The following is a 23,846-nucleotide window of genomic DNA, read 5'->3' as shown; positions in this document are numbered from 1 at the left end:
TTCCCAAGCCCGCCCGCGAGACGTGTCTGTTCGGTAAAGACTTTCCTACTCAGCCGCCGCCCTCTAGGGTCGGCGCACCAACAACAGAGAACTTCGATAAGTTCCTAAGTGACTCAAGGACGCAAGCAGGCATGCAGCTATCAGATAAGCATGAGGGGACCACGACAAAGGCCTTCGCCGGCCTCAGGGTCCTGGATTTTTCGACCACCATCGCCGGTCCCCATTGTGCGCGGATGCTCGCCGACATGGGCGCCGAGGTCATCAAGATCGAGACCGACGGCGGTGAGACGATGCGGACCCGGCCGCCGCTGCGCAAGGGCTGCAGCACCGTGTTCGGCCAGCTCAACGTCGGCAAGAAGAGCGTCGTGCTCGACCTCAAGTCCGAGGACGGCAAGGAGGCGGTCCGCCGGCTGGCCGCGACTGCCGACATCCTGGTCGAGAACTTCCGCCCGGGCGTGATGCATCGGCTGCGGCTCGACTATGACAGAATACGCACGGTCAACCCGAAGCTGATCTACTGCTCGATCTCCGGCTACGGCCAGAGCGGCCCGTCGGCCGAGCTGCCGGCCTATGCGCCGGTGATCCATGCAGCCTCGGGCTACGACATGGCGCATCTCGCCTATCAGCCCGGCCGCAGCCGCCCGGATTATTGCGGCATCTACCATGCCGACGTCGTCACCGGCACCTACGGGTTCGGCGCGATCGCGTCGGCGCTCTACCAGCGCACCCTGACTGGGCTCGGCCAGCATATCGACGTTTCCATGCTGGAATCGATGCTGACGCTGACATTGATCGAGTTGCAGAACTCGCAGTTCACCGTGAAGCCGCCGCCGCGCCCGATGTTCGGGCCGACCGAGACGGCGAGCGGTTATGTCATGATCACGGTTGCCAGCGAGAAGACGTTTCAGGGACTGATGGGAGTGATCGGCCGCCCCGAATGGATCTCCGATCCGCGCTTCTCCACCTACGCCGCGCGTCGCGATCATTGGGCCGACTTGATGGACGGTGTAGAGGCCTGGTCGCGGCAGCTCTCGACCGATGTCTGTCTTGTCGCGTTAGGTGCGGCCGGCGTGCCGGCCTCGGCCTACCGCACTGTGTGCGAAGCACTGGCCGATCCGCAGCTCGCGCACCGAGAGGCGCTCTCGTCTGTCGAGGATGAAGGCGGCTCGTTCCAGGTCCTCAATCTGCCGTTCCGGATGACCGGTGCTGATACAACACCGGGCAAGACGATAGCCGTTCTTGGCGAGCACACGGACGGACTGCGCGCGGAGATCGGGCTCACCGACAATGCGCCAATTCCGTCAGGCAAAACAGCCGTGCAAGGCTGAGGGCAAGGCTGACGGCAAGTCTCACGGGAAGTCTGACGGATACCACGCTGTGGCAAGCAATGCGGCGTTGCGCGTGGCCGGCTTGCCATCATCCGTCAGCCTAAATTAGACAGGTCCGAGTTTGTCTCGTCCTGCCGCCCATGCCATGGTGGCGACGACAAGAAAAATATCCGGGAGGACGCCAATGAAAAGTTTCAAGGTCGCCGATTTCAAGGCGCCGCTGCAGGAGTTCGACGAGGCCACGCCGCAACCGTCCGGCACGCAGGTGCTGATCAAGGTGAAGGCCGCCGGCGTCTGCCATAGCGACCTTCACATTTGGGAAGGCGGCTACGATCTCGGCCACGGCCGCAAGCCGCTCTCGCTGAAGGACCGCGGCATCAACCTGCCGCTGACCATGGGGCACGAGACGGTCGGCGAGGTGCTCGCCTTCGGCCCGGACGTGAAGTCGTCGGACCAGGGCGACGTGAAGATCGGCGATGTCGGGTTGGTCTATCCCTGGATCGGTTGCGGCAAATGCGCGACCTGTCTCGCCGGTGACGAGAACATGTGCCTGACGCCGCGCTCGCTCGGCGTCTATTGCGACGGCGGCTATTCCGACCACATGCTGGTGCCGCATCCGCGCTATTTGCTCAACCTCAAAGGCCTCGATCCCGCGTCGGCTGCACCCTACGCCTGCTCGGGCGTCACGACCTACAGCGCGCTGAAGAAGCTCGAGCAGCACTTCGACACGCCGATCGTGATGTTCGGCGCCGGCGGACTTGGCCTGATGGCACTGTCGCTGCTGAAGGCGATGGGCGGCAAGGGCGCGATCATGGTCGACATCGACGCGAAGAAACGCGAAGCGGCGGAGCAAGCCGGCGCGCTCGCGACCGTCGATCCCAAGGCGCCCGACGCGCTGGAGCAGCTTGCCAAGAAAGCCGGTGGTCCCATCCGCGCCGTGCTCGATCTCGTCGGAAACGCCGCCACCACGCAACTCGGCTTCGACTGCCTGACCAAGGGCGGCAAGCTCGTCCTCGTCGGCCTGTTCGGCGGCGGTGCGACCTGGGCGCTGCCGCTGATTCCGATCAAGGCGGTGACGATCCAGGGCAGCTATGTCGGCAATTTGCGCGAGACGCAGGAGCTGCTCGACCTCGTGCGAGCGAAGAACATAGCGCCGATCCCCGTGACGCGGCAGCCGCTCGCCAAGGCCAACGACGCGCTGGTGCAGCTGCAGCAGGGCGCGGTGGTTGGCCGCACGGTGCTGACGCCGTAACCAACGCTGCTAGTTTGTCGTCATGGTCGGGCTTGACCCGACCATCCACGTCTTGCCATGGAGTTGGTATCGAGGCGTGGATGCCCGGGACGATCCCGGGCATGACGTTGGAGAGAGTAGGAAACCGATGTCCGCAAATAACGCCTTCCACATTGCCGTGCTTGCCGGTGACGGCATCGGTCCCGAAGTCATGGCGCCGGCCATCGAAGTCCTGCGCAAGATCGAGACGAAATCCGGCCTGAGCTTTCGCTTCACTGAGGCGCCGGCGGGCGCCAATCATTATCTCGCCGCCGGCAAGTCGATGCCGGACACCACCATCAAGCTGTGCGAGGAGGCGGACGCGATCCTGCTCGGCGCCTGCGGCCTGCCGTCGGTGCGCTATCCTGACAACACCGAGATCGCGCCGCAGATCGAGCTGCGCTTCATCTTCGATCTCTATGCCGGTGTGCGCCCGGCGCGGCTCATTCCGGGCGTGCCGAGCCCGATCGTCGGCGCCGACCAGCGCGGCATCGATCTCGTCGTGATCAGGGAGTCCACCGAAGGCCTGTTCGCCTCGATGGGCAAGGGCGTCGTCACCCATGAGGAGGCGCGCGAGACCATGCTGATCACGCGCAAGACGTCCGAGCGCCTGTTCGAGTTCTCGTTTCGTCTCGCCGAGCGGCGCAAGGCGCGCGGCAAGCCCGGCGCGCTGGCCTGCGTCGACAAGGCGAACGTGTTCAAGGCCTTTGCGTTCTTCCGCGGCATCTTCGACGAGATCGCCAAGCGTCATCCGGAGGTGAAGACCGACCGGCTCTATGTCGACGCCTGCTCGGCGATGCTGGTGAAGCGTCCCTGGGATTTCGACGTGATGGTGATGGAGAACATGTTCGGCGACATCGTCTCCGACATCACCGCGAGCCTGATCGGCGGCCTCGGCATGGCGCCGTCGGCCGACATCGGCGACAAATACGCCGTGTTCCAGCCGTGCCACGGCACCGCGCCCGACATCATGGGGCAGGGCAAAGCCAATCCCACCGGGATGATCCTGTCGGCTGCAATGATGCTGGACTGGCTCGCCGACAAGCACGGCGTCGAAGGAGCGGCCGAGGCCGGCGAGACCATCGAGCGTGCGGTGGACAAGGTCTATGCCGACGGTCTCAAGCCGATGGAATTTGGTGGCCGCAACGGAACCGCCGACATCACGAAGGCGGTGCTTGCGGCGCTGTAGTCAAGGAAGAGAGGCCTCGCGGCCCCTCGCAATTCACCAGCGACGCCAGTGGCGGTGGCCGCCCCAGCCCCACGGACGGCCGCCGTAGAAGCGTCGCGGGCCGCCGTAAAAACCGTAGGCGCCGTAATAATTCGGACGCCAGAAGCAGCGACCCCAGGGGTTGCAGACCCAGCGCACCTGATCGACGTCGGCTGCCGGGCCGCTCGCGATACGGTCGGCCTGCGGAATGCCGTTCGGCATCGCTGCGAGTGCCTGTCCTGATGCGAGAGCGGCGCCGCCCAGGGCAGCCAGACCAACAACAGCAAATTTCAGTTTCATCGCAATCTCCCTCGTTTGATGGCGAGAGAACTTCCAGCAAATCAGCTGGTTGCTATGGTGTTGCGGGGCCGTGGGAATTTAATCTTCCTGAATGCATGTTCAGTTTGCCCGCCGTCATCGCGAAGAGCCAAGCAGGCAGAGGCACTCTGGATTGTTTTCATTTTGCTCGCTGGCGACGGAATCACTGTCCCTGGAACTGCGGCTTGCGCTTCTCCATGAAGGCCTGCCGGCCCTCGCGAAAATCCACGCTGTCCATACAGGCCGTGCCGACCGCCCTGATCGCGTCCATGTCGCGCGCGCTTTCGTCCTTCAACACTTGCGCGATGGTGAGCTTGGCGGCCTTGATCGCGAGCGGCGCATTTTGCGAGATCGTCTCGGCGATGGCCATGGTCTCGCCCCAGAGCTGATCCTCCGGAAGCACGCGCTCGACCAACCCGATGCGCAGCGCTTCCGACGCATCGATGCGCATGCCCGTATACATCAGGAGCCGTGCCCAGGACGGGCCAACCAGCGACACCAGGTGCCGCAAGCCGTCATAGCCATAAGCGATGCCGAGCTTCGCCGCGGGAATGCCGAACTGGCTGCCATGGGAGGCGATGCGGATGTCGGCGAGCATCGCCACCTGCATGCCGCCGCCGAGACAAAAACCCTGGATGCAGGCAATCGTTGGCTTGGGATAATCGGCGAGCAGCGCGCGCTGGGCGGCGCTGCGTTTTGCGTATTCCTCGGAAGCGGCGGCGTTATGGCGCGTCTTCTCGAACTGGCTGATGTCGGCGCCCGACACGAATGCCTTGCCACCGCCGCCGCGCAGGATCACGACGCGCACGGCAGCGTCATCGCGTAAGGCGGTCAGCGCCTCGCCAAATCCCTCCCACATCTCCAGCGACATCGCGTTGCGCTTGTCGGGATTGTTGAACGTGATCACGCCGACGCCACTGGCTGTGTGCTTGAGGATCTTGCCGTCGGCGTAGGGAATTTCGGTCGTGCTGGACATGTCGGACATCGCGGGCGCTTTCGTTGGCGAGGCGCAATGTTCGGCCGGGGCGAGGCCAGGGTCAACCGCGGCAATGGACCTGGCTTTGCAGCCGCCTGTGCCGCGATTGCATGGCGCGATCTATCGCGTCATGTGCGCGGTCAGCGGATGGCTGCCGGCATTGCTGAAGAAGGCCGCCTCCTCGGCAGTCGCCTCCAGCAGCTGCTCGTCCTGGTTATAGACGTCGTTGCGGAACTGGACGGTCTGGTCCTTGGTCATCCACGCCGTGAGGTAGATCCAGGCCACCGGCACCTTCTTCGCCATGGCGACGTCGAGATGCTGGCCGCTGGCGATCTCCGCGTCGATCGCGGCGCGGCTCCATTTCGGCTGGTCCTTCAGTAGCCAGGCGGCGAGATCGCGCACATTGTCGACGCGCGAGCAGCCGTGGGAATCGAAGCGGTAATCATCGCTGAACAGATTGCGCTGGTTGGTGTCGTGCATGTAGACCGAATAGGAATTCGGCATGTCGATCTTGACCGCGCCGAGCGCGTTGAACGTGCCGTTGTGCTGGCGCACGGTGAAATTCGGCGTATGCGTGCCCGACCAGTCAACCGAATTCGGGTCGATCGGATTGTCGTGAGCGTCGAGCACCTCCATGTGCATGCGCGACAGATAGGTGGGATCCTTGCGCATATGCGCGGAGATCTCGGTCTTGGCGATCGAGGAGGGCACCGTCCAGGTGGGATTGAGGACGACGCTGCTGATCTGGGCGGTGAGCGTTGGCGAGGGCTTTTCGGTCTTGCCGACGATCACGCGATAGCGCCTTACCACGACGTCGTTCTCGACCGCTTCGGCAAAGGCGGCGGGGATGTTGACCACGACATAGCGCTGGCCGAAGCCGAAATTCATGTTCTCGAGCCGCTGCAGCGAAGCCTCGAGCTGCCGGATGCGCTTCTGCACCGGCACGTTCATCGCCGCGATCGTGCGCGGCGTCATCGTTCCGGTCGGCGCGAGGCCGTGGCGGGCCTGGAAGCGTTTCACGGCGTCGGCGAGATCCTGGTCGAAGGCGCCGCTCGCCTTGTCGGCGGAAAAATCGCCGGAGACGATCAGCCGCTTGCGCAGGAGATCGTCATTGGCGCCCTGGGCGCCGGGCGCGAATTTGGCGTCCGCCGGGATCGTCGGCCAGCCGCCGCGCACGGCCAGATCGGAATAGCTCAGCGCCGCATCCTTGATGCGCTGGGCGGAGCCTTCGTCATAGGTCGGCTCATGCGTCAGCGCGAGCGCTGCGGCCGAACGGCTCTCCGCCGTAGATGCGGCCGCCGGCGCGGCGGTTTTCGGTGCGGCTGCGTGGGCCGGATTGGCGATGGCCGGCACCGTGCCAGCCGCAGTCGCCGGCTTGGGCCCGGCCTGTCCAATGGTCTCGGTCTGAGCAAGCGCAGAGGCGCTCGCAAGCATGCCGACGGCAATGATTATCGCATGGCGCTTCGACATGTGTCCCATCGTCCCTATGAGAGCGAGGCCCGGACGGGCGCTCGCATCGGCAATTCCCGGTTCGTCGGGCTGATTCGAGAAATCGGCGGGAGGCTAGCGCCTCCCGGTTGCGGCTCCCTTAAGCACGGCGCATCGCGAGCCCCATGCGCAAGGCACGCGGTCTCTGGATTGGGTCGCGACAGGGCCGGAATGGGTTCGCGCAAACCGCGGGCGACGGCGGGAAAAATGGTCAACAAAAAGGGGCGGTCATGCCGCCCCGAGAAGTCCGCGCAAGCGCGGGCCGGATATATCTCGTCCGGGTCTCGTTCAATCCAGCCGCGCCCCGTGACGCGGCGGATTGAACATCGGGCGGAAAGGCACGAACGCCGATCGGCTCAGGCTTCGTTCGCTGCGATCGATTCCATCAGCGAGACGAGCTGACGCTGCACCGTCTGGTCCTTGATCTTGCTGTAGGCGCGCAGCAGGCGGAGGCTGAAGGCCGAGTCCAGGAAGAGCAGGCTCTCGACTTCGCGCGCCTTGTTGTCGCCGTCATAGAAGAAGGTCACGGGCACATCGAGGGCGGTGGCGATCTGCTGAAGCCGGGCCGCGCCGACGCGATTGACGCCCTTCTCGTACTTCTGGACCTGCTGGAAACTGACGCCGAGCTTCTCGCCGAGCTCGGCCTGCGAGACCTTCATCTCGACGCGCCGTAGACGGATTCGCTTGCCCAGCTCAATGTCCGGCTTGCCGGCACTGCGCTGCTTCATTCTCTTCGCCGCTGTCTTCATCTTTTTTCTCATCGGTCTTCGGTTGAAAACCCCCCGAAGAGCTGGGTCAGGGGTTCGCCCATATACTCGTCCTTGAATTCATGCGGGTGCACGAACTCTTCCTTAAACCACGGGAAACGCGCCGGATTGAAGGCTTCGATCAGCCAGTCAATCATGTGCCGTACGCGCGGAATCCGGCCGCTACCAGGATGGTAGGACAACCAGATATCCAGCGGTCTGTTCAGCTCGACCTCCAGTGGAATCAACTTCCCGCCAAGCGCAATGGCGTAGCTCGGGAACACGCCGATTCCGGCGCCATTCGCGACCGCCCAGTAGTTGGCGCTCGAGACGTTGGTCTTCATGACCAGAAGGTCACGTTCCGGAACGCCGGGGAAGAAGCTCTCGAAAGTTTGCTTGGCGGCGAGTTGGTCCGCGAACTGCAGCACCAGGCGGTGCTTGATCAACTCCGCCGCCGAGCGCGGCGCGCCATGTTTTGAAATGTATTTCTCGGAGGCCCAGAACATCAGATGCATGCGGCCGAGCCGCACCAGCTTGACGTCGAGTGCCGAAGGCCGCGACAGGTGAATGGCGACGTCGGCCTCGTGGCGGGAGACGTCGGCCGAACGCATCGCGCAATGCAGATCGACCAGGATCTTCGGATAGGTCTGCTGGAATTCGACCAGCCGCGGGGCGAGCCAGAATGTGCCCAGTCCCTCGGTGACGGCGACGCGGACCTCGCCGGACAGGGCGTTCGCCGTCGAATCGCTGGTGCGCAGCACGTCGAAGGCAGCAGCCTCCATTTGCTCGACGGCGGAGACCACCAGCGCGCCTTCGTCGGTCAGACGGGTGCCGTGGACGTCGCGGGTGAACAACGTGGTGCCGGTCTGGCGTTCGAAATCATCGATCCGGCGGCGAACGGCGTTGATCGACAGCGACAGGCGCTCGGCCGCCGAGCGGAAACTTCCGCATCGGACAACTTCCAGGAAAATGCGCGCCGCATCCCAGTCCGAGAGGCCGCTGACGTTTGTCTTTGGGCGTTCCTCCAGAGGAACGCCCCTTTCCGCCAAGGAGTGCATACAAGTCCCTTCGGGTCGCTAAACTGGCAGAATCTCGGGCAAACCACAACCACGGCGGGTTGGGGAACGACGAGTTTTGAACGTCATCCTTACTACGCCGCAGGTGGTATTCGGGTGCTGCCAGGCCTAGGAACAAGGGCTAGGAATCGGGCAAACCATCGCCCGTACGAGGGGGTGTGGCGTGAGTTCCGTTGTGAGCCGTGACTTGGCTGCGGGATTGTCGGCATTGTCCGCAATGAACGTCCTTGCGCGAGAGCAGGTGCCTTCCGCGATGGATCAATTGCAGCACGCCAGGCGTTTTACGAGCGAGCGTTTTACGATCGAGCGCTTTACGACTGAGCGTTTCGACGGCCGGCGGCGCGACGCGATACGCGCCGGAACCGCGGTTTCAAGGCAGAAACACACTGAAATCATGTTCGGGGGCGTAGCGGCCTCGTGTTATCCTCGACGCTCCATTGGGGGCCAAAGGGGTCGTCACAACCACGTCTCACAGGCCGAATTAGCGGAAAGAACGCCGTGTCGCATTCAGACGAACAGTTGCAGTCGGTGCTGGAAACGCTCGAAGAGTGCCGCAGGGTGCTCAACGAGAGCAATAGCCGTGAGTCGGCCGAGCTGCTGTCCATTGTCATCCTGGACGTGCGGATGAAGCTCAAAGGAATTGACAGTGCCGATCTCAAGGCACTGTGCGACGAAATGCTGCGGACGGCCACGAGCGAACCGCAGCCCCCTTCCAAGCAGACGCAGGACCAGCCCCGGCGTCCGCTGCTCCGCGTGGTGAAGTAGCCGCGCCGCCGAGTTTCGCTTTTTGGCGAGATTTGTGCGTGTCCCGGTGCCGCATCTGTGATCACAGACCGGCATCGGGAGGAGCCCTGGTTTTGAGCGCCCCTGTTGCGCATTCGGTGGCATCGGCTACATCTGGGCCGGCTCCGCGCCGCGCGCGCTCCCCGCGCGCCGCGCCGGCGCCTGAGATGGCTCCGACTGCATCATGCAAAATGTTTCGATCCCGGCGGCGCTGATTGCCGGCCTCGTCAGCTTCCTCTCCCCGTGCGTCCTGCCGCTGGTCCCGCCCTACCTGATCTATCTGACGGGCGCGACGATCGAGCATGTCGAAAGCGAAGAGCCCGCATCAGTCTCCAAACGCGCCATCATGATGTCGGCACTCCTGTTCGTGCTCGGCTTCTCCACGGTGTTCGTGGCGCTCGGCGCCAGCGCCTCGCTGATCGGGGCGCTGATCCGGGCCTGGTCGGCCGAACTCTCGATCCTCGCCGGCATCGTCATCATCGTCATGGGCCTGCACTTCCTCGGCCTGACGCGCATCGGCCTGTTGATGCGCGAGGGACGCTTGACCGCGCCCAAGCCCGTCGGCCTCTGGGGCGCTTATGTGATGGGGCTGGCCTTTGCCTTTGGCTGGACACCCTGTATCGGCCCGATCCTCGCCGCGATCCTCTCGGTCGCCGCCGCCGAAGCGACGGTGACGAGAGGCGCCGGCCTGCTCGCGGTCTATTCGGCCGGGCTCGGCATTCCCTTCCTGATCGCTGCCCTGATGATCGAGCAGTTTTCCACCCTGTTCGCGCGCATGAAGGGCCATCTCGTCAATGTCGAGCGTGCCATGGGCGTCCTGATGGTGATCACCGGTATTGGATTCCTCACCGGCGCGGTCTCGAACGTGAGCATCTGGCTGCTGGAGACGTTTCCGACGTTGCAGACGATCGGTTAGGCCTCCGCATCAAAGCGCGCTAGCGCGGCGCGGTCGATCTCGATACCGAGGCCCGGCCCCTCGGGCACCCGCACGACGCCGCTCGCATGCTCGATCGGCTCCTGCAAAATCGCCTGCCGGATCGGATGTTCAGTGCGGTCGAATTCCAGCATCGGCTCGAGCGGTGACAGCGAAGTCGGCGTTTGCGAGGGCAGCACCGCGAGGAGCTGGAGCGACGCGGCGATCGCGATACCGGTGCCCCAGACATGCGGATTGTAGCGGATGCCGAACGCCTCGCTCATGTCGGCGATCTTCTTGCATTCGGAGAGACCACCTGCCGCGCAGGTGTCGGGCTGGGCGATGTCAAGTGCGTGCGAGACGAACAACTCGCGGAAGCCGAAGCGCGTGAATTCGCACTCGCCGCCGGCGACCGGAATCGTAAGCGCGGATTTCACCGCGCGATAGCCCGCGATGTCCTCCGGCGGCACCGGCTCCTCGAACCATCCGATGTCATGGCGCTCGATCAGGCGGCCGAACCGGATCGCCGCGACCGCGTCATAGGCGTGGTTCGCATCGACCATCAGCGCGACATCGGGGCCGATCGCCTCGCGCACCGCGCGGGTGACCGCGGCATCCTCCGCGATGCCGAAACCGACCTTCAGCTTCACGGCGCGGAATCCTTCGGCGGCATAACCCGCCGCTTCCTCCGCCAGATAGTTCAGCGGATCGCCTGACTTGCGCCGGTAGAGACCGGTCGCATAGGCCGCAACCTGCTTGCGCGCGCCGCCGCCGAGAAGCTGATGCACGGGTACGCCGAAATGCTTGCCCTTGATGTCCCATAGCGCGATGTCGATGCCGCTCATCCCCTGGATCACGAGCCCTTCTGGCCGTGATCCCGCAGGCGCGCATAGACCATCTGCCACAGCACGTCGGTGCGCAACGGATCCTCGCCGATCAGCCACGGAGCGATACTCTGCACCACTGCCGCCGTGATGCGCGCCGGGCCGTAGCATTCACCCCATCCGACAAGACCATTGTCGGTCTCGATCTCGACCAGCATTGCGGTGCGCGTGTCGTACCAGGCGCGCGAATAGGCAAAGGGCTGCGACAGCTTTGCTTCGAGAATGTGCGTGCGAACCCTAGTGATCTTCATTGCCGGCCTCCGTTCATCGCGCCTCGTCCAGCGCGCAAATCACCGTGCAGACCACGCCGCGGGGCAGGAAGTCGACCGTTGCCTCGCCGCCGAGCTGGTCGCGCGCGCTGCGCTCGATCAGGCGCGAGCCGAAGCCGCGTTGCACCGGCGCCGTCACCGGCGGTCCGCCGATCTCGGTCCAGATCAGGCGCAGCCGCGGCTTCGGCGCATCGGCGACGACCTGCCACTCCAGCGTCACCCGGCCGGTCTCGTTGGATAGCCCGCCGTACTTCGCCGCGTTGGTGGCGATCTCGTGCACGATCATCGACAGCACCACGGCGAGCCGCGGCGACAGCGGCACCGCGGGTCCGGCCATGCGGATGCGCTCCGGATTATTCAGCAGGAACGGCTGGAGCGCGCGGGCGATCACGTCCCGCAGCTCGGAGCCCGCCCATTTCTCCTGGCTGAGCAAATTATGCGCCTCGGCCAGCGCGCCGAGCCGGCCCTCGAATTTTACCCGCTCGTCCCGGCTGGCGCTGCGGAAGGTCTGCACCGCGATCGCCTGCATCAACGCGAGCGTGTTCTTGACGCGATGGTTGAGCTCGTCGATCAGGAGATCGTGCAGCATCTCGCCGCGCGCGATCGTGGTCGCCATCCGGACCGCGAAGGTCAGGCCGGTCAGCAGCAGGACGCCGCCGATAAAACTGGTGATCGCGATGTTGCGCCAGAGCGGAGCGATTAGCGAGCTCTCGGCGACGCCGGCCACGATGGTCCAGCCGGTCAGCCGCGACCTCGTATAGACGGTGGACAACGCGACGCCGTCGAGCGAAACCGTCGAGAGTGCGGCTTCCGGCGTGCGCAACATACTCTCGTACAGTGCGCCGGTAGCCCGTTTGCCAAAGATCTCCGTAGGGTTCGGCGTGCGCGCGAACACGATAGCCTTGGTGTCGAGCAGGGAGACCGTCCAATCCCGGTCGGGCCGTTGCTTTTCCACCAGGTCCTGAAAGGTGCTGACCGGCGGGCTGAAGCAGAGGTCGTAGATCACTTCGCCGTCGCGGAGCACCGGAACCTCGACCGTAAGCACCTGCCGGCCGTTGATCGCGCCGGTGAACAGGTCGGAATATTGCGGCGACCTGGTCGCAAACACCTTCTCGATGATCTCAAGATGACCGCGTGGCGGCAGGCTTGCGGTGTCCTCGGTCGCGGAGGAAAACAACAGCCGGCCCTTGCGATCGGAGATCAGCACGAGGCCGCCTTTGCCGTACTGGTCGACGAAGCCGAGCGCGATGCGGCGGAAGCTCTGGAAGTCGTCGTTGCGCAGCGAATTCGTCAGTGCAAGCACCTGCAGGCCGCCGGTCATCCGCTGCACCTCGGAGTCCAGCACGAGGCGCATGCTGCGCACATTCTCCAGCACGCGGCGGGTCGCGTCGTTGCGGTCCTGTTTGTAATTGTAGACGGCAATGCCGACCGCGAAGACGATCAGCGGCAACATCGTTCCCGTCACCAGAAGAGCGAGCCGGACCGGCAAAGTGAGCTTTGACAAACGCGGGCGTCCCGGTTCCAGCGCAGGGGAGCGCCGGATTTATGATTTTGGGAGACCATAGGGGCGGGATTTGCGCTACGCCAATAATTTTTGCGTTCGGACGCGCCGCCCAGGAAGAAGATTTTGCAGCGCGGTCCGCGGCTGCGCCTCAGCTCATGCTGATTGCGGTCAGTAGGAGACACATGGCGTACACGGCCGCCAGGCTGAGCCCGGCGATCCGGGCCTCTCGATGCGATTTCATAATGTCAACTCCCAGAGAGGGAGGCCGCCTCAAGGCGGCCCCCTTACACCTGGATCAATCAATTTCCTGAACGACCGTGCGCGTACCGGGATCGACGAGCATCACGCGATCGCCGGAGTAGACGTAGCGATACTTCGTCAGCGACGGACCCCAGTCTGCGGGAACGGCCTCAAGCTCGACGTCGCTCGGCACCGCCGCACCGACAACGATCTTTTCCTTCGTGGTCACCGGGCGAATGCGATGCTCGGTGACGTAGGATTTGATCTTGGTTCGGTACTGCGGCTCGATCTGGACGGCCGCCGCGTGGCCCGTCCCGGTCGTCGTCACGACGGTCGATTGCGCGAAAGCACCGGTCGACATCAGGACCGCCGCGGCGGAAAGCAGGAACAACTTCTTCATCTCGTTCTCCTCGTTTGAACATGCGCCGCAACAACCCCTCATTGCGGACAGCGTTCCCGGCTCAGGGAACTAATTGCCGCTTTTTCCCGTTTGTAGATGACCGGGCTGACGGCTCGGGCTCTGGAGGAGGACTACAAATGAAGTTGAAGATAGTAACTGCAGCATTGATGCTTTCCGCAATATCCCTGCCGGCGTTCGCAGCCGACGAGTTCTATGTCGTGCAGGACGTCAAGACGAAGAAGTGCACAATCGTCGACAAGAAGCCGACGGACACGTCCATGACCGTCGTCAGCCCATCGGGCGCGATCTACAAATCGCGCACCGAAGCTGAAGCCGGCATGAAGACCGTCAAGGTCTGCACGTCCAACTGAGGAGGATGACAAATGCCAGTTCTGATTCTCTGGGCCGTGCCGGCCGTGCTGGTGATCGGCGGCGGCATCTATCTGATCGGCCACATGCACTAAGCGGCAGTGGAAGGCGGGTCTGTGCGTGCAGCGCACGGGCCCGCACGCCGTCTGTCTGCTAAGAGAGGCTGCTCCCCTCGGCCTGCCACGCACCGGCAGGAGCGCAAGTTGCAGTGCAGCAGTTAGCGAAAGGGGTGGCCCTGCGACGAAGAGGGCCTCCCGCGCGCGTGAAATGACTTCCGTCCCGCCGAGGTTTTCCATACGCTTCCCACTCGCAAGCCGCATACCGGCTGCGCTCACGGCCCGGCGACAGGGCCGGAGCATCAAAAGGAGGGGAGACGATGAAGCGAAGATCATTTCTCGCTGGGCTCGGCGCGACCACTGCGGCGGCTGCGATGGGCATGCCGTCAATCGTCAGGGCACAGTCGCCGATCACATTGAACGGCGCGGTCCAGTTCAACGACGACCACGCCTTCAACCGGGCCCTGCTCCGGTTCGAAGAGCTGGTCAAGAAGTACTACGGCAAGCCCGTCAACTTCACACTGCACAGGAATTCCTCGCTTGGCCTCGAAAAGCAATATTTCGAGTACATGTCGCAGGGCAAAGCCGTCGATTACGGCATCGTCTCGCCGGCTCACATGTCGACCTTCGCCAAGGCGGCCCCGTTCATCGACGCGCCCTTCGTGTTCAAGGGCATCGACCACATGAACAAGGTCGTCGAAGCCAATATCCTGGCGCCGATCGCCGACGAAGTCGCGTCCAAGGCCGAGGTCGTTCTGATCGGCTATTCCGGCGGTGGCATCCGCAATATCTTCGCCAACAAGCCGCTCAAGACTCTCGCCGACCTTAGGGGACTCAAGGTGCGCGTACAGGGCGCGCCGATCTGGTCGAAGACCTTTGCGGCCGTGGGCATGAGCCCGACGGTGATCGCCTACAACGAAATCTACAACGCGATCCAGAACGGCGTGATTGCGGCCGGCGAGAACGAGGCGGCCGGCGTCGAGGCGATGAAGTTCTACGAAGTGGCTCCGCATCTCAACCTGACCCAACACGCCGTGTCGATCCGGCCGATCTGCTTCTCGGTGAAGACGCTAAAGACCTTGCCGAAGGAGTTGCAGGACGCGATCATGAAGGCCGGCAAGGAGGCCGGCGACTACGGCCGACAACTGGAGTCGAGTGAAGAAGTCGTCAAGCTCGACACGCTGGAGAAGGCCGGGAAGCTCAAGCGCGTTCCCTTCGAAGAACGGGACGCCATGAAGAAGCTCGCCGATCCCGTGATGGCCACCTACGCCAAGGAAATTGGCGCGGAAGGCATTTTCGAGAAGATCAACGTCGTCTGAAAACTGTCGCCGCCCACGCGACAGGACGTCGGGGCAAGCCAGACGGCTTGCCCCATTGCGTGATTGTGATCCCCCGGAGTCGTGATGACTGAAATATCGATGCCACCGAACCCGTCGCCATGGCGCCGAGCAACGGCGGCCTATGCAAAACTGCTGGAAATCCTGCTCGCCGCCTCCGTCGGCATGCTGGTCATTCCGGTCACGTTGCAGATCCTCTCGCGCTACACGCCTTTGATTCCGTCCTACATCTGGACCGAGGAGATGGCGCGGTTCATGTTCATCTGGACGATCATGATTGGCGCCATGGTTGGCATCAGAGAGTCGCAGCATTTTGAAGTCGACGTCTGGCCTGACCTGTCACGCCGAAGCGAAGCCATGGTCCGGATTCTCGCGCGGCTCGGCGTGCTGGCGCTGGCACTGGTGTTCGTAACCGCCGGAATCGAGTTCACCCGCTTTGCCTGGAACAGAACTTCGGAGCTGGCCGATCTGCCGCTTTGGCTGATCCACGTCGCCTGGCCGATTTCCGGCGTGACCTGGATCGTGTTCGCCGGTGAACAGATCGTCGACGAGATGCGGATTTTGTTTGGGGCAAATCAATGAGCGGCAATGTTCTTTCTGCCGGGCAGGCCGCAATGGTCCTGTTCGGTACTTTCGTTGGCCTGCTCATCATCCGCGTCCCGGTCGCCTTCGCGCTTGGCCTTGCCTGCGTGCCGATCCTGCTGATCGAGCCGCATCTGTCGCTGATGACGCTCGCGCAGGAAACCTTCAACGCCTACAATTCGTTCATCCTGCTGGCGGTGCCGTTCTTCCTGCTCACCGCCAATCTGATGAGCATCGGCGGCATCACCGACCGGCTGGTCGCGCTGTCCCGCTCGATGGTCGGGCACTGGCCGGGGTCGCTGGCGCAGATCAACGTGGTGCTGTCGGTGTTCTTTGCCGGCATCTCCGGGTCCTCCACCGCGGACGCGGCGAGCCAGTCCAAGATATTCATCGATGCCCAGACCAAGGAGGGCTACGACCTCTCGTTCTCGATCGCCATCACCGCGGTCTCGGCCGTGCTCGCCGTCATCATCCCACCCTCGATCCTGATGATCGTGTGGGGCGGACTGATCTCGACCTCGATCGCCGCGATGTACCTCGCAGGCATCGTGCCGGGATTGCTGATCGCGGGCGCGCAGATGGCGACCGTGCATATCTATGCCGTGCGCCGCGGCTATCCGACCTATCCGAAGGACACCTGGAGGGAGATGTGCTGCGCCATCTGGCGCTCGATACCGGCGCTGATGACGCCGTTCATCATTGTCGGCGGCATCCTGCTGGGGTGGTTCACCGCGACCGAATCCGCCTGCGTCGCAGTGCTCTATTCCGTGGCGCTGTCGACGTTCTTCTACCGTGAAACCGGCGCGCGCGAACTCTACAAGGCGCTGCTCGATACCGGGCGCCTTGCCGGCGTGGCGCTGTTCTGCGTCGGTACCGCGAGCGCGTTCGGCTGGCTGCTGGCCTATTACAGGATTCCGCAGGAACTGCTGGCTAACGTCTCGACCTGGGGCATGGGCGCGATCGGGGCCGGCTTCTTCATCGCGTTCTGCTTTCTGGTGGTGGGCTGCTTCCTCGACGCCATTCCGGCGATCATCATCGTCGGCACCGTTCTCGAACCGCTGGCGAAATCGGTCGACCTTCATCCGGTGCAGTTTGCGATCATCTCGATCGTCTCGCTCGCCTTCGGATTGGTGACGCCGCCTTATGGCCTCTGCTTGATGATCGCCTGCTCGATCGCCGGGGTACGGCTGCGCTATGCGCTTAAGGACACGGTGATCATGCTGATCCCCATGCTGCTCGTGCTGGCGGCGCTCATTATTTGGCCCAGCGTTTCCCTGTTCCTGCCGCGCCTGATCGTGCCGGAGATGTTGAAATGAGCGGGGCTTGATCCCGCGGCTCTGATGCCGCGGAATCGGTGCATTTTTCTCAGAGATTGCTCTCGGTGATCGCAGCGTAGACCATGCTGCGCAGCTCGCGCCGGAGCGGGTAGGCGCTCGACGGCAGCACCTGCGTCATGAAGATGGTGATCAATTCTTCGGCCGGGTCGATCCAGAACGAAGTCGTGGCCGCGCCGCCCCAATTGTATTCACCGGGGCTGCCGGCGACCAGCGTCTCGGCCGGGCGCATCGTCACGGCGAAGCCGAGGCCGAAGCCGATGCCGTTGTAGGCGGCTTCCGCGAACAGCGAGCGCGACACTTCCGGCAGCGAGCGTCCACCCGGTATGTGGTTGGTCGTCATCAGCGCCAGCGTCTTCGGCCCGATCAACCTGACGCCGCCGAGTTCGCCGCCATTGAGCAGCGCACGGCAGAAGGTGAGATAGTCGGCCGTCGTCGAGCACAGCCCGCCGCCACCTGAGATCAGGGACGGCGGCGACAGGAACGAGCTCTTGGTTGGATCATCCTGCAACGTCAGGCCCTCGCGGCGCTGGCCGGCATGGAAGGTCATGCCGCCACCCGGGTCGGCCGAGTAACAGGCAGCGAACCGGTGGGCCTTGGAAGCCGGCACGTGGAAATCAGTGTCGGTCATGCCGAGTGGATCGAGGATGCGTTGTTTCAGGAACTGCTCGAAGGGGATGCCGGAGATCTTGCCGACGAGGTAGCCGAGCACGTCGGTCGAAACCGAGTAGTTCCAGGCCTCGCCCGGCGAGAACTCCAGCGGAATTTTTGCGAGGCTCTCGATCATGGTCTGGAGCGTGCCCGATTTCTCGACCTCGCCGATCTTTTCAGCGCGGTAAGCGGCATCGACGTTCGAGCGCTGCTGGAAGCCATAGGTGAGGCCGGAGGTGTGGCGCAGGAGATCGACGATCAGCATCGGCCGCGACGGCGGACGGGTCAGGAAGGATGGCGCGGTGCCGGCGACGAACACGCCGAGATCCTTCCATTCCGGAATGTACTTGGCGACGGGCTCATCGATCGCGACGAGGCCTTGCTCGACCAGCATCATGAAGGCGACGCTGGTGAGCGGCTTGGTCATGGAATAGATGCGGTAGATGGTGTCGTCCTTGACGGGCAGCTTGCGCTCGACGTCGGAAAATCCCTGCACCGAGCTGTGGGCGATCGTGCCACGGCGATAGACCAGGAGATGCGTGCCCGGGAAGCGGCCGGCATCGATGTACCGGCTCTTCAGATGCGCGTCGACGCGGTCGAGCGCGGCCTTGGACATGCCGACGGATTCGGGCGAGGCGGGGGTGGGAGCAAGCATCAGTTCCTCCGGGCAGTTTGTCCGACGTTGATAGCCGATATGGCGGTCTCATTCCAACCCGGTCGCGCTTAACCCCGGCCGCCTGTTTGGTGTAGGCTCCAGCGTGGACGCCTCCAAGCAGCCCAAGAGATCCCTAACGGGCCAATGAGAAAACGCAGGCAAACGCACCATGACCCAGTTCAACGAGACCGAACTCACCGAAGCCGTCGTCCGGAGTTTTGACCAGACACCCGATCCGCGCGCGAAATTCCTGCTCCAGGAATTGGTGAAGTCGCTGCACGATTACGTGAGCAAGACCGGCCTCACCTTCGAGGAGTGGGAATACGCCATCGATTTCCTGACCCGCACCGGCCAGAAATGCACGGACACCCGGCAGGAATTCATCCTGCTGTCCGACGTGCTCGGCGTCTCCATGCTGGTCGACGCGGTCAACCACCGCGAGCGCGAGGGCGCCACCCAGACCACCGTGCTCGGGCCGTTTTATGTCGGCGAGCACAAGGTGACCGCGCACGGCACCGACATCTCTCCGAACAATCAAACCGGCGAACGGATGTTCGTGCAGAGCCGTGTCACCGATCTCAAGGGCAAGCCGCTCGCGAATGTCCCCGTCGACGTCTGGCACGCCGACGATGACGGCTTCTACGACTCGCAGAAGCCGAACTATGACGAGGTCGGCGCCTCGGCGCGGGCGCGCTTCATCACCGACAGCGATGGCCGCTTCTTCTTCCGCACCATCTTGCCGTGCAGCTACCCGATCCCGACCGACGGCCCGGTCGGCGAGATGATCGTGCAGACCAACCGTCACCCGATGCGCCCGGCGCATGTGCACTTCCTGGTCAATGCCAAGGGCTACGAGCCGCTGATCACCCACGTCTTCATGGACGGCGACAAATATCTGGATTCCGACGTGGTGTTCGGCGTGAAGGACGACCTCGTCGCCAAGGTCGAGCCGCGCAACGATCTCGAGCTGCCCGACGGCACCAAGGCGAACGGGCGATGGCACCTGATGACCTACGAATTCCACCTCAAGCCCGGCGGCGGCATGGCGCCGAAGCCGCTGGGGACGAAGGCGGAGGAGCACGCCTGACCGTCAGGCGCGAGCAGCGCGCGCCGCCCGCTCATCTCCCGATAAACGCCGCCAGCTCGTCAGGCGTCCCCATCGGAAAGGCTTCTTTCATGAAGTCGAGGAAGGCGGAGACGCGCGCGCTCAACAGCCGGCGCGATGGATAGAGCGTCCATAACGCGATCTCTGGTCCGTCGATGTCGCCCCAATGCACCAGCGTGCCGGCAGCCAGGTCGTGACTGACCAGTGATACCGGAAGGCGTGCGGCGCCGACGCCCGCCCGGACCGCGTCGCGAACCATGACGAGCGATGACAGGCGCAGGACCGGATCAATCGCGATGCGCGACCTTCCACTGGGCATCGTGACTTCCCAGCTTGTCAGCTGGTCGCCCGCTCCGCGCATGACAGCCGGCACAGCGATGCCGTCCCTCGGTCGTTTCAGGTCCGGGCTTGCCACGACCACCAGCCGATCGCGCAGAAAGATTCGTCCGACAAGGCTGTCATCCGGATCGGGATTGACCCGAATGACGAGGTCATACCCTTCCTCCACCATGTCGACGGAGCGATCTTCCGTCGTGACCTCAAGACGGATCTCCGGATATCTGAGCGCGAACCCAGCCGCGAGGTTTCCCATTGCAGTCTGCGAGAACAGCAAGGGCGCGCTGATCCGCAAGCGCCCCCGCGGCCTGTCCCCACCCGACGCGATCGCTGTCGCCGTCTCGTCGAGCTCTGTGAGCAAGGCTCCCGTCCGCTCGTAAAGGGCACGTCCTTCCTGCGTGAGTTTCAGGGCCCGCGCGCCACGCTCGAACAGGCGGAGGTCAAGCGCGGCTTCCAGCTCGGCGACCCGCCGGGACAGGGTGGCTTTCGGGCGTCCGGTGGCGCGTGCGGCCCGTCCGAAGCCGCCGTGCCGGGCGACGAGATTGAAGTCGGTCAGTGCGAGCAGGTACATCGTTCCACCAGTGAGACAGTCCGTCCAAATATAGCGGCTATCGGTTCGTTTGTGGATCGCTAATTTCCGGGTGTCTTCTGACCAACCCGGAGTAATCCCCATGACCATCCTCGCTACCGGTGCAACAGGCACCGTCGGCCGCCACGTCGTCGAACAGCTCGCCAAACGCGGCGCCGATGTCCGCGCTCTCGCCCGCGATCCAGCCAAGGCAAACCTCCCGGCAGGCGTCACCGTCGTGCAGGGCGACCTGCTCGACGTCGACTCGATCCGCAGCGCATTCAAGGGCGTCTCGACCCTGTTCCTGCTCAACGCAGTGGTGCCGGATGAATTCACGCAAGCGCTGATCGCGCTCAACGTCGCCCGCGAGGCTGGTGTCGAGCGGGTCGTATACCTCTCGGTGATCCACAGCGATCGCTACGTGAACGTCCCGCACTTTGCCGGCAAGTTCGGCGTCGAGCGGATGATCGAGCAGATGGGCTTCAACGCCACCATCCTGCGCCCGGCGTACTTCATGAACAACGACGTCACGATCAAGGACGTGGTGACCGGATACGGCATCTATCCGATGCCGATCGGGAGCAAGGGGCTCGCCATGATCGATGCGCGCGACATCGGTGAGATATCGGCCCTCGAGCTCATCCGTCGTGAGCGCGCCGCAACGCCGCTTGCGCTCGACCGCGTCAATCTCGTCGGTCCTGATACGCTGACCGGCGCGAAAGCCGCCGCGGTCTGGTCGGAGGTGCTGGGCTGCACGGTCGCCTATCCCGGTGACGATACCGCCGGCTTCGAGAAGAATCTCCGGCAGTTCATGCCGAGCTGGATGGCCTACGACATGCGGCTGATGAGCGAGCGTTTCCTCACCGAGGGAATGGTCCCCGAAGCCGGCGACGTCGAGCGTCTGACCGCGTTGTTGGGCCGTCCCCTGCGCTCCTATCGCGACTTCGTCTCCGAAATCGCGGCCTCTGCCTGACGGCATGGGCACGTCCCCATCACGACAACGAGGACTCCCATCATGACCTCTTCAATCGCCACTGTTCCGGCGGATCCGCAAGGTGCGACGAAGATATTGGTGCTTGGAGCGACCGGTGCCACCGGTCGCCTGATCGTCAACCAGGCGGTGGCGCGAGGCTACGACGTCACCGTGCTGGTGCGTTCCGCCGAGAAGGCACGTGACATCACGGGGGCGAAGCTTATCGTCGGAGACGCCCGCGATGAAACAGCCCTGCGCGCAGCCCTCAAAGGCCGTGAGGCCGTGGTCAGTGCGCTGGGTACACCGGTAAGCCCGTTCCGCGAGGTGACGCTTCTCTCGACCGCGACGCGCGCACTCGTGAGCGCGATGAAGGCCGAGCAGGTCTCGCGGCTGGTTTGCATCACCGGAATGGGCGCCGGCGACAGTGCCGGGCACGGCGGCTTTGTCGCCGACAATGTGATCTTTCCGCTTCTCCTGAAGAAGGTGTACACCGACAAGGACCGGCAGGAAGCAATCGTCAAAGACAGCGGGCTGGACTGGGTCCTGGTTCGCCCCTCGATCCTGAACAACAAGCCTGGCCGCGGCTCGGTCCGGGCCCTGACGGATCTTTCGGGCTTCCACGGCGGTAGCATCGCGCGCGAAGACGTTGCGACATTCGTGCTGGATCAAGTGCGCGCCGATACCTGGCTGCATCGGTCTCCGCTGATCACGTGGTGATGCTTTGCGTGGCGACACCCGGATCAGCGCGCGTGCAACATCGCAAGCAGGACCACGACGACGCAGGCGAGCGCCGCCGTGGTCAATTTCCAGAACATCAGCGGGCTGCGCTCCAAGAGCGGCGTGATCCGCGTGTCGAGATAGGCCGGATTGGGTGTGCGAAGCTCGAAGACGAATTCGGACAGATCCTCGTGCCGCTTGTAGGGATCCGGATGCAGCGCACGTCTGAGCGCGCCGTCGACCCAGGCGGGCACGTTGCTGTCGTCATCGGCCGGGCGGTATTTGAGCCTCCGCACGTCCGCCTTGCGCCGGATCCTGCCGATTTGGGTGCCATAGGGAAGCTTTCCCGTCAGCATCTGGTAACAGATCACGGCGAGCGAAAACATGTCGGAGCGCGGCGAGCCGCCTTGCCCAAGAAAATATTCCGGCGCCGTGTACTGGACCGTTCCCAGAATTTCGTCGGTCTCGTCCTGCGGGGCGGCTTCCGCGACGCCTGCCACCTTGACCGATCCGAAGTCGATGATCTTCGCGGTGCCGGTCTTGTCGATCAGGATGTTGTCGGGCCTGAGGTCCTGATGCAGCATTTCCATGCGGTGGAAGGCGCGCAGGCCCGCGGCGATTTGCTCGACCAGTCCGCGCACGGTTTCGAGATCGGGGCGCGGATTGTCCGTCATCCATTGCCGCAAGGTCTGACCTTCGACGAATTCGGTCGCGACGTAGAGGTAACCGCGCCGTTTCGACTGCGACAGCGGCTTCAGCACGTGCGGGCTGTCGATCCGGCGCGCGATCCACTCCTCCATCAGGAAGCGCTTCAGGTAGGCGGCATTGTCGCGCAAATCGATCGACGGAAGCTTCAGCGCGACCGGCTCCTCGGTCACTGCGTCGACGGCAAGGTAGATATGGCTGCGGCTGCTGGCGTGGATTTCGCGGACGATTCTGTAGCCGTCGAAGATGGCCCGCGGCTCCGGCAGCGGGGGAAGCGGCAGCTGGGAGGTCTGGTTGAAGATGCCGGCCGGCTCGCGCTGCGGCACCGCATCGATGCGGAGGATCTGGACTGTGATGTTGTCGTCGCTGCCGCGCCGGTAGGCTTCCTCGACGATCGCCTTCGCCGCTCCGTCGAGCTCGGCTGCATGGTCGCTGAGCGCACTCGTGACAAAACGCGCGTCGACGAATTCATAGGCGCCGTCGGTCGCCAGCAGGAACGTGTCGCCAGTCTCGATCTCGAAACTCTGGTAGTCGATCTCGAGCTGCGGATTGATCCCGAGCGCACGGCCGAGATAGGTCTGCTCCGAGGACACGATGATCCGGTGATCGTCGGTCAGCTGTTCGAGCGCCTTGCCGGCCACGCGGTAGACGCGACAGTCGCCGACGTGGAAGATGTGCGCGGTGGTCGCCTTGATGACCATGGCGCTCAGCGTGCAGACATAACCCTTGTCACGGTCATAGGCATATTGGCTCTTGCGCGTCTGCGCGTGGAGCCAGGAATTGGTCGCGTCCAGCACGCGGCGGGCGGAGGTCTTCACCGTCCAGGATTCCGACGTGCAATAATAGTCCATCAGGAAGCTCTTGACCGCCGACTCGCTGGCGATCTGGCTCACCGTGCTGCTGGAGATGCCGTCGGCGAGGACGGCCGCAATGCCCTTCAGGCTGAGCATCGGCTCGTCCGGAACGAGGACGCCGTGAAAATCCTGGTTGATGGGCTTGCGACCCTTGTCGGAATGCTGGCCGACCGAGATCTGAAGTCCGCGGGTCATCGTCATC

Annotated in this window: 22 protein-coding genes and 1 pseudogene; 12 read left to right on the top strand and 11 right to left on the bottom strand. The window is 63.8% G+C overall.

The features are described from left to right. Window positions 1-131: 131 nt before the first annotated feature. From IVB13_RS10555 to IVB13_RS10545, 3 genes are all read left to right on the top strand, one after another. The gene (locus IVB13_RS10555) at window positions 132-1,328 is read left to right on the top strand and encodes a CoA transferase (RefSeq protein WP_247488808.1); all 1,197 of its coding nucleotides are present in this window, start codon (window positions 132-134) and stop codon (window positions 1,326-1,328) included. 184 nt (window positions 1,329-1,512) lie between these two features. Further along, the gene (locus IVB13_RS10550) at window positions 1,513-2,580 is read left to right on the top strand and encodes an alcohol dehydrogenase (protein WP_018457117.1); all 1,068 of its coding nucleotides are present in this window, start codon (window positions 1,513-1,515) and stop codon (window positions 2,578-2,580) included. A 127-nt stretch (window positions 2,581-2,707) separates the two neighbouring features. Then, complete coding sequence (locus IVB13_RS10545; protein WP_085362255.1) at window positions 2,708-3,787, top strand: isocitrate/isopropylmalate dehydrogenase family protein; 1,080 nt, start codon at window positions 2,708-2,710, stop codon at window positions 3,785-3,787. A gap of 33 nt (window positions 3,788-3,820) precedes the next feature. Here IVB13_RS10545 and IVB13_RS10540 read toward each other — a convergent pair whose 3' ends face one another. From IVB13_RS10540 to IVB13_RS10520, 5 genes are all read right to left on the bottom strand, one after another. Beyond that, complete coding sequence (locus tag IVB13_RS10540) at window positions 3,821-4,105, bottom strand: hypothetical protein (RefSeq protein ID WP_085352111.1); 285 nt, start codon at window positions 4,103-4,105, stop codon at window positions 3,821-3,823. Between the two features lie 181 nt (window positions 4,106-4,286). After that, on the bottom strand, window positions 4,287-5,108 hold the full coding sequence (locus tag IVB13_RS10535) for an enoyl-CoA hydratase (protein ID WP_018457114.1): 822 nt from the start codon (window positions 5,106-5,108) through the stop codon (window positions 4,287-4,289). Between the two features lie 111 nt (window positions 5,109-5,219). Further along, window positions 5,220-6,569, bottom strand: a complete 1,350-nt coding sequence (locus IVB13_RS10530; protein ID WP_247488806.1) for a L,D-transpeptidase family protein — start codon at window positions 6,567-6,569, stop codon at window positions 5,220-5,222. A 374-nt stretch (window positions 6,570-6,943) separates the two neighbouring features. Continuing rightward, on the bottom strand, window positions 6,944-7,315 hold the full coding sequence (locus IVB13_RS10525) for a helix-turn-helix transcriptional regulator (protein WP_026233304.1): 372 nt from the start codon (window positions 7,313-7,315) through the stop codon (window positions 6,944-6,946). 29 nt (window positions 7,316-7,344) lie between these two features. Further along, on the bottom strand, window positions 7,345-8,391 hold the full coding sequence (locus IVB13_RS10520) for a LysR family transcriptional regulator (RefSeq protein WP_018457111.1): 1,047 nt from the start codon (window positions 8,389-8,391) through the stop codon (window positions 7,345-7,347). 516 nt (window positions 8,392-8,907) lie between these two features. Between IVB13_RS10520 and IVB13_RS10515 the strand changes: the two genes are divergently transcribed. Together IVB13_RS10515 and IVB13_RS10510 are read left to right on the top strand one after the other, a co-directional pair. After that, window positions 8,908-9,174 (top strand): hypothetical protein, encoded by a 267-nt coding sequence (locus tag IVB13_RS10515; RefSeq protein ID WP_018457109.1) that lies wholly within the window; start codon window positions 8,908-8,910, stop codon window positions 9,172-9,174. 202 nt (window positions 9,175-9,376) lie between these two features. After that, complete coding sequence (locus tag IVB13_RS10510; RefSeq protein ID WP_247488804.1) at window positions 9,377-10,108, top strand: cytochrome c biogenesis protein CcdA; 732 nt, start codon at window positions 9,377-9,379, stop codon at window positions 10,106-10,108. Here IVB13_RS10510 and IVB13_RS10505 read toward each other — a convergent pair. From IVB13_RS10505 to IVB13_RS10495, 3 genes and pseudogenes are all read right to left on the bottom strand, one after another. Then, window positions 10,105-11,240 (bottom strand): annotated as a pseudogene (locus IVB13_RS10505) (mandelate racemase/muconate lactonizing enzyme family protein). The gene IVB13_RS10510 and the pseudogene IVB13_RS10505 overlap by 4 nt on opposite strands. 13 nt (window positions 11,241-11,253) lie before the next feature. After that, window positions 11,254-12,711, bottom strand: coding sequence for a sensor histidine kinase (locus tag IVB13_RS10500; RefSeq protein WP_247488919.1), 1,458 nt, complete (start codon window positions 12,709-12,711; stop codon window positions 11,254-11,256). Window positions 12,712-13,057: 346 nt separating this feature from the next. Beyond that, window positions 13,058-13,402, bottom strand: a complete 345-nt coding sequence (locus tag IVB13_RS10495) for a DUF1236 domain-containing protein (protein WP_018457104.1) — start codon at window positions 13,400-13,402, stop codon at window positions 13,058-13,060. 137 nt (window positions 13,403-13,539) lie between these two features. Between IVB13_RS10495 and IVB13_RS10490 the strand changes: the two genes are divergently transcribed. The 4 genes from IVB13_RS10490 to IVB13_RS10475 all read left to right on the top strand — a co-directional run bounded on the left by IVB13_RS10490 (window position 13,540) and on the right by IVB13_RS10475 (window position 17,062). Further along, complete coding sequence (locus IVB13_RS10490) at window positions 13,540-13,773, top strand: hypothetical protein (RefSeq protein WP_026233301.1); 234 nt, start codon at window positions 13,540-13,542, stop codon at window positions 13,771-13,773. A 374-nt stretch (window positions 13,774-14,147) separates the two neighbouring features. Next, the gene (locus tag IVB13_RS10485; RefSeq protein WP_018457102.1) at window positions 14,148-15,146 is read left to right on the top strand and encodes a TRAP transporter substrate-binding protein; all 999 of its coding nucleotides are present in this window, start codon (window positions 14,148-14,150) and stop codon (window positions 15,144-15,146) included. An 84-nt stretch (window positions 15,147-15,230) separates the two neighbouring features. Continuing rightward, complete coding sequence (locus IVB13_RS10480; RefSeq protein ID WP_085352116.1) at window positions 15,231-15,746, top strand: TRAP transporter small permease; 516 nt, start codon at window positions 15,231-15,233, stop codon at window positions 15,744-15,746. Continuing rightward, window positions 15,743-17,062: a TRAP transporter large permease gene (locus IVB13_RS10475; RefSeq protein WP_018457100.1), complete on the top strand. Its 1,320-nt coding sequence runs from the start codon at window positions 15,743-15,745 to the stop codon at window positions 17,060-17,062. Before IVB13_RS10480 ends, IVB13_RS10475 begins: the two co-directional genes overlap by 4 nt. Before the next feature lie 49 nt (window positions 17,063-17,111). Here IVB13_RS10475 and IVB13_RS10470 read toward each other — a convergent pair whose 3' ends face one another. Next, entirely contained in the window at window positions 17,112-18,386 is a 1,275-nt protein-coding gene (locus tag IVB13_RS10470) for a serine hydrolase domain-containing protein (protein ID WP_247488802.1), read from the bottom strand. A gap of 169 nt (window positions 18,387-18,555) precedes the next feature. Between IVB13_RS10470 and IVB13_RS10465 the strand changes: the two genes are divergently transcribed. After that, window positions 18,556-19,473: an intradiol ring-cleavage dioxygenase gene (locus tag IVB13_RS10465; RefSeq protein WP_247394474.1), complete on the top strand. Its 918-nt coding sequence runs from the start codon at window positions 18,556-18,558 to the stop codon at window positions 19,471-19,473. Window positions 19,474-19,504: 31 nt separating this feature from the next. On the opposite strand, the gene IVB13_RS10460 is transcribed toward IVB13_RS10465, so the two are convergent. Next, the gene (locus IVB13_RS10460; RefSeq protein ID WP_247488800.1) at window positions 19,505-20,398 is read right to left on the bottom strand and encodes a LysR family transcriptional regulator; all 894 of its coding nucleotides are present in this window, start codon (window positions 20,396-20,398) and stop codon (window positions 19,505-19,507) included. A 100-nt stretch (window positions 20,399-20,498) separates the two neighbouring features. Here IVB13_RS10460 and IVB13_RS10455 point away from each other — a divergent pair, with 100 nt between their 5' ends. Both IVB13_RS10455 and IVB13_RS10450 read left to right on the top strand, forming a co-directional pair. Then, window positions 20,499-21,368, top strand: a complete 870-nt coding sequence (locus IVB13_RS10455) for an NmrA/HSCARG family protein (protein WP_247488798.1) — start codon at window positions 20,499-20,501, stop codon at window positions 21,366-21,368. Window positions 21,369-21,410: 42 nt separating this feature from the next. Next, entirely contained in the window at window positions 21,411-22,085 is a 675-nt protein-coding gene (locus IVB13_RS10450) for an SDR family oxidoreductase (protein ID WP_247300278.1), read from the top strand. Window positions 22,086-22,108: 23 nt separating this feature from the next. Here the strand turns inward: IVB13_RS10450 and IVB13_RS10445 are convergent, their stop codons facing one another. Beyond that, a complete protein-coding gene (locus IVB13_RS10445; RefSeq protein WP_247488916.1) occupies window positions 22,109-23,845 on the bottom strand; it encodes a bifunctional protein-serine/threonine kinase/phosphatase in 1,737 nt (578 codons plus the stop codon). Between the last annotated feature and the right edge of the window lies 1 nt (window position 23,846).

It is taken from the genome of Bradyrhizobium sp. 17 (genome assembly GCF_023073515.1).
GTDB classification, from domain to species: Bacteria; Pseudomonadota; Alphaproteobacteria; order Rhizobiales; family Xanthobacteraceae; genus Bradyrhizobium; species Bradyrhizobium canariense_D.
The sequence above is the reverse complement of the archived record's forward strand: the minus strand, read 5'-3'. Positions and strand labels throughout refer to the sequence as shown.